At 65.7% G+C, this 8,931-nt stretch carries 7 protein-coding genes; 3 read left to right on the top strand and 4 right to left on the bottom strand.

Annotated elements, in window-relative coordinates; genetic code table 11:
- Nucleotides 1-5 precede the first annotated feature (5 nt).
- From R1H25_RS12725 to gmk, 4 genes are all read right to left on the bottom strand, one after another.
- Nucleotides 6-392, bottom strand: a complete 387-nt coding sequence (locus tag R1H25_RS12725) for a RidA family protein (RefSeq protein ID WP_005410875.1) — start codon at nucleotides 390-392, stop codon at nucleotides 6-8.
- A 137-nt stretch (nucleotides 393-529) separates the two neighbouring features.
- Nucleotides 530-2,692, bottom strand: coding sequence for a bifunctional (p)ppGpp synthetase/guanosine-3',5'-bis(diphosphate) 3'-pyrophosphohydrolase (locus R1H25_RS12730; RefSeq protein ID WP_057499641.1), 2,163 nt, complete (start codon nucleotides 2,690-2,692; stop codon nucleotides 530-532).
- A gap of 106 nt (nucleotides 2,693-2,798) precedes the next feature.
- Nucleotides 2,799-3,098: a DNA-directed RNA polymerase subunit omega gene (gene rpoZ / locus R1H25_RS12735; RefSeq protein ID WP_005410877.1), complete on the bottom strand. Its 300-nt coding sequence runs from the start codon at nucleotides 3,096-3,098 to the stop codon at nucleotides 2,799-2,801.
- 110 nt (nucleotides 3,099-3,208) lie between these two features.
- Nucleotides 3,209-3,874, bottom strand: coding sequence for a guanylate kinase (gene gmk / locus R1H25_RS12740; protein ID WP_014038334.1), 666 nt, complete (start codon nucleotides 3,872-3,874; stop codon nucleotides 3,209-3,211).
- Nucleotides 3,875-4,164: 290 nt separating this feature from the next.
- Between gmk and fdnG the strand changes: the two genes are divergently transcribed.
- The 3 genes from fdnG to R1H25_RS12755 are packed head-to-tail and all read left to right on the top strand — an operon-like array spanning nucleotide 4,165 to nucleotide 8,805.
- The gene (gene fdnG / locus R1H25_RS12745; protein WP_317223756.1) at nucleotides 4,165-7,233 is read left to right on the top strand and encodes a formate dehydrogenase-N subunit alpha; all 3,069 of its coding nucleotides are present in this window, start codon (nucleotides 4,165-4,167) and stop codon (nucleotides 7,231-7,233) included.
- 10 nt (nucleotides 7,234-7,243) lie between these two features.
- Nucleotides 7,244-8,161 (top strand): formate dehydrogenase subunit beta, encoded by a 918-nt coding sequence (fdxH, locus tag R1H25_RS12750; RefSeq protein WP_006389637.1) that lies wholly within the window; start codon nucleotides 7,244-7,246, stop codon nucleotides 8,159-8,161.
- Nucleotides 8,158-8,805 (top strand): formate dehydrogenase subunit gamma, encoded by a 648-nt coding sequence (locus tag R1H25_RS12755; protein ID WP_088480034.1) that lies wholly within the window; start codon nucleotides 8,158-8,160, stop codon nucleotides 8,803-8,805. Before fdxH ends, R1H25_RS12755 begins: the two co-directional genes overlap by 4 nt.
- The last annotated feature ends 126 nt before the right edge of the window (nucleotides 8,806-8,931 follow it).

Raw genomic sequence — 8,931 nt, forward strand, 5'->3', positions numbered from 1 at the left:
GGCGGTCAGTCGATGACCATCACCGCGTCGACCTCGAAGTTGGCGCCCTTCGGCAGGCCGGAGACTTCGATGGTGGAACGGGCCGGGTACGGGGCCTGGAAGTAGTCCTGCATGACCGCATTGACCTTGGCGAACTCGCCCAGATCGGTCAGGTACAGGCCGAGGCGCACGACCTTGTCCAGCGAGCCGCCAGCGGCTTCAGCCACAGCCTTGAGGTTGTCAAAGGCGCGGCGGGCCTGCGCTTCGACGTCACCGGCGCCGACGATGTCGCCGGTAGCCGGGTCGAGCGGGATCTGGCCGGAGAAGTACACGGTGTTGCCGGCGCGCACGGCCTGCGAGTACGGGCCGATGGCGGCGGGAGCCTTTTCGGTGTTGATGATCTGGCGGGACATGGGTCGCTCCGGTGCTTGGGGGAAAACAGAGCGGTGATTGTAGCAACCCGGTAGTGCCGGCCGCTGGCCGGCAAGTGCGCGATGCAACCGAGGATCCACACGGTTGCCGGCCAGCGGCCGGCACTACCGGGGTCGCGTTATTGCCGGCGCACCGCTTGCACGACCGACAGGCGGCGCAGGCGGCGCATCACCTCGGCCAGGTGGTTGCGGTCGCGCACCTGGATGTTGAACGCCAGCACGGCGGCGTTGAAGTCGCGGTCCAGGTAGTCCACGCGCTCGATGTTGGAATGGCTCTGCGCAATGGCGGCGGCCAGCTGCGCCAGCACGCCGGTGCCGTTCTCCACTTCCACCACCAGCGAGGTGTCGTAGTCGCCGGAGACGGTGGTATCCCAGCCGATCGGCACCCAGCGCTCGGGCGACTTGCGCAGCTCGGCCAGGTTCGGGCAGTCCATGCGGTGCACCACGATGCCCTTGCCGGCGGTGTGGTAGCCCATGATCTCGTCGCCGGGAATCGGCTGGCAGCAGCCGGCGAAGGTGACCACGCCGCGCTCGCTGCCGTTGATCAGGATCTTTTCCTGCGAATGGTGGCGCGAGTGCGGGCCGCCACGCAGTTCGGCGTAGGCCATCAGTGCCTGCGCGGCCTGGGTCGGCATCCAGTTGCCCAGCGCGACCTCGGCCAGCAGCGCCTCCAGGCGCGGGAAACGATGCTCGGTGAGGAACGCATCCAGGCGTCCCTTCGGCAGCCGCTCCAGCGACGAATCCATCGCTTCCAGCGCACGGTCGAGCATGCGGTGGCCCAGCTGCACGGCGTCTTCGTGCTCCAGCTGCTTGAGCTGGTGGCGGATGGCGGTGCGCGCCTTGCTGGTGACCACGAATTCCAGCCACTGCGGTTTCGGCGTGGCCGAGCGGGCGGTGATGATCTCCACCGACTGCCCCGACACCAGCTTGGTGCGCAGTGGCACCAGTTTCTTGTCCACGCGCGAGGCCACCGCCATGTTGCCGACATCGGTATGCACGGCGTAGGCGAAATCGAGCGCTGTGGAATTGCGCGGCAGGGCCAGGATCTTGCCCTTCGGCGTGAACAGATAGACCTCGTCCGGGAACAGGTCGACCTTGACGTTGTCGAGGAACTCCAGCGACGAACCGGCAGCGCGCTGCGAGTCGATCAGTTCGACGATCCAGGCGTGGGCGCGGCTCTGCGCGCTGTTGGGCGAATCGCCACCGAACTTGTAGGTCCAGTGCGCGGCCACGCCGCGTTCGGCGATCAGGTCCATTTCCTCGGTACGGATCTGCACTTCGATCGGCGAGCCGTAGGGCCCGAACAGCACGGTGTGCAGCGACTGGTAACCGTTGGCCTTGGGAATGGCGATGAAATCGCGGAAGCGGCCATCCAAGGGTTTGAACGTGGCGTGCACCGAACCCAGCGCGTGGTAACAGCTGGGCACGCTGCGCACGACCAGGCGGAAGCCGAACACGTCCATCACCTGGTCGAAGGACTTGTTCTCGTCACGCATCTTGTTGTAGATGCTCCACGGGGTCTTGATGCGGCTGACCAGGCGGTGCTCGATGCCCTCTTTCGCCAGCCGCTGCGACAGCTGCACTTCCACCTGCGCCATCGCTTCGCGGCGCACCACCGGCTGGCTGCGGATGTGTTTTTCGATGATGGCGTGGCGCCACGGGTACAGCGCCTTGAAGCCCAGGTTCTGCAGCTCGCTCTTGACCAGGCTCATGCCCAGGCGCTGAGCGATGGGCGCGTAGATCTCCAGCGTCTCGCGGGCGATGCGGCCGCGCGCTTCGCGGCTCTGCGCGCCCAGCGTGCGCATGTTGTGCAGGCGGTCAGCCAGCTTGATCATGATCACGCGCAGGTCGCGCGACATCGCCAGCAGCATCTTGCGGAAGCTCTCGGCGGCCGCTTCCTGGCGGTCGCGGAACTTCAGCTTGTCCAGCTTGGTCACGCCGTCGACCAGTTCGGCCACGGCTTCGCCGAACTCGGCGGCCAGCGCCTCACGGGTCAGCGGGGTGTCTTCGATGGTGTCGTGCAGGATCGCGGCGATCAGCGCTTCCACGTCCAGGCCCAGCTCAGCCAGCACCTGGGCCACGGCCACCGGATGGGTGATATAGGGCTCGCCCGACTTGCGCGTCTGCCCGGCGTGCGCGGCGGCTCCGACTTCCCAGGCGCGGCGCAACAGCGGCAGCTGTTCCGGCGGCAGGTAATGGGCGGCGCGTTCAAGCTGGAGGACGTAGTCGGGTACGGCGGCAGCGGGGGCTGCGGCGACCTTGGCAGTGGGGCCTGGGTTCATGCCCGAAGCCTATTCCAGCGCGACGTTTACGGCAAATCCTGAATGCGAAACAGCCCGCACGGGGCGGGCTGTTCGGCACATCCAACGATTACGTTGATCGATGCGATCAATCGTCGTTCTTGGACATGTCTTCGTCGGCGACCACTTCCGCGGCAGCCCACTCCAGCGCTTCACGCTCGGCGCGCTCACGCTCGGCCTTCTCGACTTCGTCGATCAGCGCGTTGTCGATCTTGCGGGCGGCGATTTCGCGCAGCGCCAGCACGGTCGGCTTGTCCTCGGTCTCGCTGTTGTCCAGCGTGGCCTGCACGCCGTTGGCGAGCTGGCGGGCACGCTTGGAAGCCATCATGACCAGTTCGAAACGGTTGTTAACGACTTCCAGGCAATCTTCTACGGTGATGCGGGCCATACGGGCTCCCGGCGACCGGTCGGCCGCTCAGTCGAATGAGGGAAAGGGGACGGAGTGTACTGGCAGGGGCTGGACAAAATCAAGCCAACCCCCACCCGATTCTTTTGGAATCAGTCAGTTGCGCCCGGATCGGGGGTCAACAGGGCCTGGATCAGGCCGGCGTGGCGGACCTTCTGGGCCTCCCGGCGCAGGCGGCTGGCGGTGAAGATGGCGCACAGCTCGTCCACGGCGGTGTCGAACACCTCGTTGACGATGACGTAGTCGAACTCGTTGAAGTGCAGCATCTCGTCACGGGCCGCGCCGAGGCGCTGGGCGATGACCGCCTCGCTGTCCTGGCCGCGCTTGCGCATGCGGTCCTGCAGGGCCTGCTTGGACGGCGGCAGGATGAACACGGTGACCGTGCCCGGCACCAGCTGGCGCACCTGCTGCGCGCCCTGCCAGTCGATTTCCAGCAGCACGTCCTGCCCGGCGGCCAGCTGCGGTTCCACAGACTGGCGGGCGGTGCCCTTCCAGTCGCCGTGCACCCAGGCATGCTCGAAGAAGTCGCCTGCGGCGATCATTTCCTCGAACTTCTCGGCGCTGACGAAATGGTAGTGCTGGCCGTTCACTTCACCCGGACGCATCGCGCGCGAGGTGAAGGAGATCGACAGGGCGATCTGCGGGTCACGCGCCAGGGTGGCATTGACGATGCTGCTCTTGCCGGCGCCGGACGGGGCGGCAACGATGTACAGCGTGCCGCGCGCAACGGCGTCCGACGGCTTCGACGGGGCGCTCATGCGGGGGATCCAACGGGTTGATTTCGCAAAATTTTTCCTCGATGTTCCAGCTCCGGCGCGGAGGATCGCGCCAGGACGGCGGGGGCTGCGCGGAACATCCTGGAACCAGGCCCGGCAGACGCTTCCCCGGGGTGCGGGCACGCAACTTTACCAGAGCGGCCCCGTTACGCGCCCGCCCGGCAGGCGCCGCGCCTTGTGCCACATGGGCGTGCGGGGGCCTGTGCTATAACCGGGCCGTACCCAACGACAGCCCGGAGGCCAGCGCCTCCCCGCCATCCCAGGAGAACGGCATGCCATCGATGAGCCGCCGCCAGTTCCTGAAAGTGACCGGGACAACCCTGGTCGGCTCCAGTCTGGCATTGATGGGCTTCGCGCCCGGCATCGCGCTCGCGGAGGTCAGGCAGTACAAGCTGACCCGTGCGACCGAGACCCGCAACACCTGTACCTACTGTTCGGTGGCCTGCGGCATCCTGATGTACAGCCTCGGCGATGGCGCCAAGAACGCCGAGCCGAGCATCTTCCATATCGAGGGCGACCCGGACCATCCGGTGAACCGCGGCACGCTGTGCCCGAAGGGCGCCGGCCTGGCCGACATCATCCACAGCAAGTCGCGCCTGCTCTACCCCGAGTACCGCGCGCCGGGCTCGAACGAGTGGAAGCGGCTGAGCTGGGACGATGCGCTGGACCGCATCGCGCGGCTGATGAAGGAAGACCGCGATGCCAACTTCGTGCAGAAGAACGAAGCCGGGCAGACGGTCAACCGCTGGCTGACCACCGGCATGCTGGCCGCCTCGGCCACCAGCAATGAAACCGCGGTGCTGACCCACAAGGTCGTCCGCTCCCTTGGCATGCTGGCATTCGACAACCAGGCACGTGTCTGACACGGCCCGACGGTGGCAGGTCTTGCCCCGACGCTAGGCCGTGGTGCGATGACGAATCACTGGGTCGACATCAAGAATGCCGACCTGATCCTGATCATGGGTGGCAATGCCGCCGAGGCACACCCGTGCGGGTTCAAATGGGTGACCGAGGCCAAGGCACACAACAAGGCCCGGCTGATCGTGGTCGATCCGCGCTTCAACCGCTCGGCTGCGGTGGCCGATGTGTACGCGCCGATCCGCACCGGTACCGACATCGTGTTCCTGGGCGGGCTGATCAACTACCTGTTGACCGAGGACCGCATCCAGCACGAGTACGTGCTGAACTACACCGACATGTCGTTCCTGGTGAAGGACGAGTTCGCCTTCAAGGACGGCCTGTATTCGGGCTACAACGAAGAGAAGCGCAGCTACGACCGCTCCAGCTGGGACTACGCCTACGGTGACGATGGCTTCGTGCGCAGCGACCCGACGCTGAAGGACCCGCGCTGCGTCTACAACCTGCTCAAGCAGCACTATGCGCGCTATACGGTGGAAATGGTCGAACGCATCTGCGGCACGCCGGCCGACAGCATCCTCCAGATCTGGGACATGATCGCGTCCACCGCCGGCAAGGACAAGGCGATGACCATCCTGTACGCGCTGGGCTGGACGCAGCACTCGATCGGCGCGCAGAACGTGCGTGCCGGCACCATGGTGCAGCTGCTGCTGGGCAACATCGGCGTGGCCGGTGGTGGCATGAACGCCTTGCGCGGACATTCCAACATCCAGGGCCTGACCGACATCGGCCTGATGTCGGACCTGCTGCCCGGCTACCTGACGCTGCCGAAACAGGACGAGCAGGACTACGAGGCCTACATCGCCAAGCGCACGCAGAAGCCGTTGCGCGCCAACCAGATGTCGTTCTGGCAGAACTACCCGAAGTTCCACGTCAGCCTGATGAAGTCGTGGTGGGGCGATGCCGCCACCGCCGACAACAACTGGTGCTTCGACCACCTGCCCAAGCTCGACAAGCCGTACGACATGCTGCAGGCGTACGAGCTGATGAATGAAGGCAAGATCCATGGCTACATCTGCCAGGGCTTCAATCCGCTGGCCTCGGCGCCGAACAAGGGCAAGCTGATCAGCGCGTTCTCCAAGCTGAAGTTCATGGTCAGCATGGACCCGCTGGAAACCGAGACCATCGCCTTCTGGCAGAACCACGGTGCGTTGAACGATGTCGACCCGAGCACGATCCAGACCGAGGTGTTCCGCCTGCCGACCACGTCATTCGCCGAGGAAAACGGCGCCGTGGTGAACTCCTCGCGCTGGCTGCAGTGGCACTGGAAGGGTGCCAATCCGCCGGGAGAAGCGCGCAGCGACATCGAGATCATGTCCGAGCTGTTCCATCGCATCAAAGCGATGTACGAGAAGGACGGCGGTGCGTGGTGGGAGCCGGTGCGCGACCTGGCGTGGAAGTATTCCAATCCGGAGCTGCCGACGCCGGAAGAACTCGCGATGGAATACAACGGCAAGGCGCTGGCCGACGTGTTCGATCCGAAGGACCCGACCAAGCTGGTGCGCAAGGCCGGCGAGCAGCTGGCCGCATTCGGCGACCTGCGCGACGACGGCAGCACCGCCTCCGGCTGCTGGATCTATATCGGCGCCTGGGGCCCGACCGGCAACATGATGGCGCGGCGCGACAACAGCGACCCCACCGGCATCGGCAACACGCTGGGCTGGGCCTGGGCGTGGCCGGCCAACCGCCGGGTGATGTACAACCGCGCCTCGTGCGACGTGGCCGGCCAACCGTTCGATCCCCGCCGCACGCTGCTGGCCTGGAACGGCAAGAACTGGGGCAGCGTGGACGTGCCGGACTTCAAGGCCGACGAAGATCCCGCCGGTGGGATGGGCCCGTTCATCATGAACCCGGAGGGCATCGCCCGCTTCTTCGCCAAGGCCGGCATGGCCGAAGGCCCGTTCCCGGAACACTACGAACCCTTCGATACACCGCTGCGCAGCAATCCGCTCAGCCCGGGGCAGGCACTGACGCTGAACAACCCGGCGGCACGCGTGTTCGCCAGCGATCGCGCACAGATCGGCTCACCGGACGAGTTCCCGCATGTGGCCACCACCTACCGCCTGACCGAGCATTTCCACTTCTGGACCAAGCACGGCAAGCTCAACGCCATCATCCAGCCCGAGCAGTTCGTCGAGATCGGCGCTGCCCTGGCCGACGAGCTGGGCATCAACAACGGCAGCCGCGTGCGCGTCAGCTCCAAGCGCGGCCACATCGAAGCGGTGGCGATGGTGACCAAGCGCATCAAAGCCCTGCAGATTGATGGCAAAACCGTGCACCAGGTGGGCGTGCCGATCCACTGGGGTTTCCTCGGTGCGGCCAAGCCCGGATACATCGCCAATACGCTGACCAACGCCATCGGTGACGGCAACTCGCAGACGCCCGAATCGAAGTGCATCCTGGTCAAGGTCGAGAAGGTGTAGGAGACACGCCATGTCACTGCAATCCCTGGATATCATCCGCCGCTCGGCCACCACCACGCCCTCACCGGAGGCGCGTGGTGCGCACACCGGCCAGGTCGCCAAGCTGATCGATGTGAGCAAGTGCATCGGCTGCAAGGCCTGCCAGGTCGCCTGCATGGAGTGGAACGACCTGCGCGACGAGGTCGGCAGCTGCGTTGGCAGCTACGACAACCCGCCCGACCTGAGCGACCAGTCGTGGACGGTGATGAAGTTCCGCGAGTACGAGGACGAGAAAGGCAAGCTGGAGTGGCTGATCCGCAAGGAAGGCTGCATGCACTGCGCCGACCCGGGATGCCTGAAGGCCTGCCCGTCGCCGGGCGCGATCATCCAGTACGCCAACGGCATCGTCGACTTCCAGGAAGAGAACTGCATCGGCTGCGGCTACTGCGTGACCGGCTGCCCGTTCGACGTGCCGCGCATTTCCAAGAAGGACCACAAGGCCTACAAGTGCACGCTGTGTTCGGACCGGGTGGCGGTGGGCCAGGAACCGGCCTGCGTGAAGACCTGCCCGACCGGTGCGATCACCTTCGGCAGCAAGCAGGCGATGACCGAGCATGCGGCCGGGCGCGTGGAAGACCTGAAATCGCGTGGCTACGAGAACGCCGGTCTGTACGACCCGCAGGGCGTGGGCGGCACTCATGTGATGTATGTGCTGCAGCACGTGGACAAGCCCGAGCTGTACGCCGACCTGCCCAAGGACCCGCGCATCAGCCCGATGGTGGAAGTCTGGAAGGGCGTCGCCAAACCGCTGGGCGTGCTGGCGATCGCCGCCACCGCCTTCGCCGGGTTCCTGCATTACATCGGCATCGGCCGCAACACGGTCAATGACGAGGAAGAAGAGGAAGCCGAACACGAGGCGAAGAAGATCGAAGAGGAGCAGCGGCCATGAAGTACGCCCCGCACCCGCGCCAGATCATCCGCTACCGTGCGCCGACCCGCATCAACCACTGGATCGTGGCGATCTGCTTCGTGCTGACCGCCTTGTCCGGGTTGGCCCTGTTCCACCCTGCCCTGTTTCCGCTGACCCAGCTGTTCGGCGGTGGACCGTGGACGCGCATCCTGCACCCGTTCATCGGCTTGGCCATGGTGGTGGGCTTTGCACTGCTGGCGTTCCGCATGTGGCGCGACAATCTGCCGACCGCTGACGATCGCGCGTGGATGCGCGGCATGCGCGATGTGCTGCGCAACGAGGATGAGAAGCTGCCGCCGGTGGGCCGTTTCAATGCGGGCCAGAAGCTGCTGTTCTGGGCCATCATCGGCTGCCTGTCGGCGCTGCTGCTGACCGGCTTCGTGGTCTGGCGGCAGTATTTCAGCCACTTCTTCCCGATCGGGGTGATCCGCTTCTCGGTACTTGCCCATGCGCTGTTCGGCTGGGTGTTGATCTGCGCGATCGTGGTGCACATCTACGCAGCGCTCTGGATCAAGGGCTCGGTGCGGGCGATGACCCAGGGCAAGGTGACCTATGGGTGGGCGTACAAACATCACCGGCAATGGTTCCGGGACATCCTGCGCGGACGGCGGGAAGAGGGGTAGCGGCAGGGCCTGCGGCCCTGCACCCGCAGAGGCAACGTCAACGTCAAAAGCTGGCTTCCTGAGGGGTGGCCGGGTGGGTCCGGTTGCGGGGGACGCCGTAAACCCGTCCTTGGGGGCTTGGCCGCG

It is taken from the genome of Stenotrophomonas veracruzanensis (assembly GCF_032911525.1).
Lineage (GTDB): Bacteria > Pseudomonadota > Gammaproteobacteria > Xanthomonadales > Xanthomonadaceae > Stenotrophomonas > Stenotrophomonas africana.

What these genes read in the sequence shown, in the direction of transcription:
- R1H25_RS12725 (WP_005410875.1), bottom strand. Translation starts at nt 392, where the DNA reads ATGTCCCGCCAGATCATCAACACCGAAAAGGCTCCCGCCGCCATCGGC.
- R1H25_RS12730 (WP_057499641.1), bottom strand. Translation starts at nt 2,692, where the DNA reads ATGAACCCAGGCCCCACTGCCAAGGTCGCCGCAGCCCCCGCTGCCGCC.
- rpoZ (WP_005410877.1), bottom strand. Translation starts at nt 3,098, where the DNA reads ATGGCCCGCATCACCGTAGAAGATTGCCTGGAAGTCGTTAACAACCGT.
- gmk (WP_014038334.1), bottom strand. Translation starts at nt 3,874, where the DNA reads ATGAGCGCCCCGTCGAAGCCGTCGGACGCCGTTGCGCGCGGCACGCTG.
- fdxH (WP_006389637.1), top strand. Translation starts at nt 7,244, where the DNA reads ATGTCACTGCAATCCCTGGATATCATCCGCCGCTCGGCCACCACCACG.
- R1H25_RS12755 (WP_088480034.1), top strand. Translation starts at nt 8,158, where the DNA reads ATGAAGTACGCCCCGCACCCGCGCCAGATCATCCGCTACCGTGCGCCG.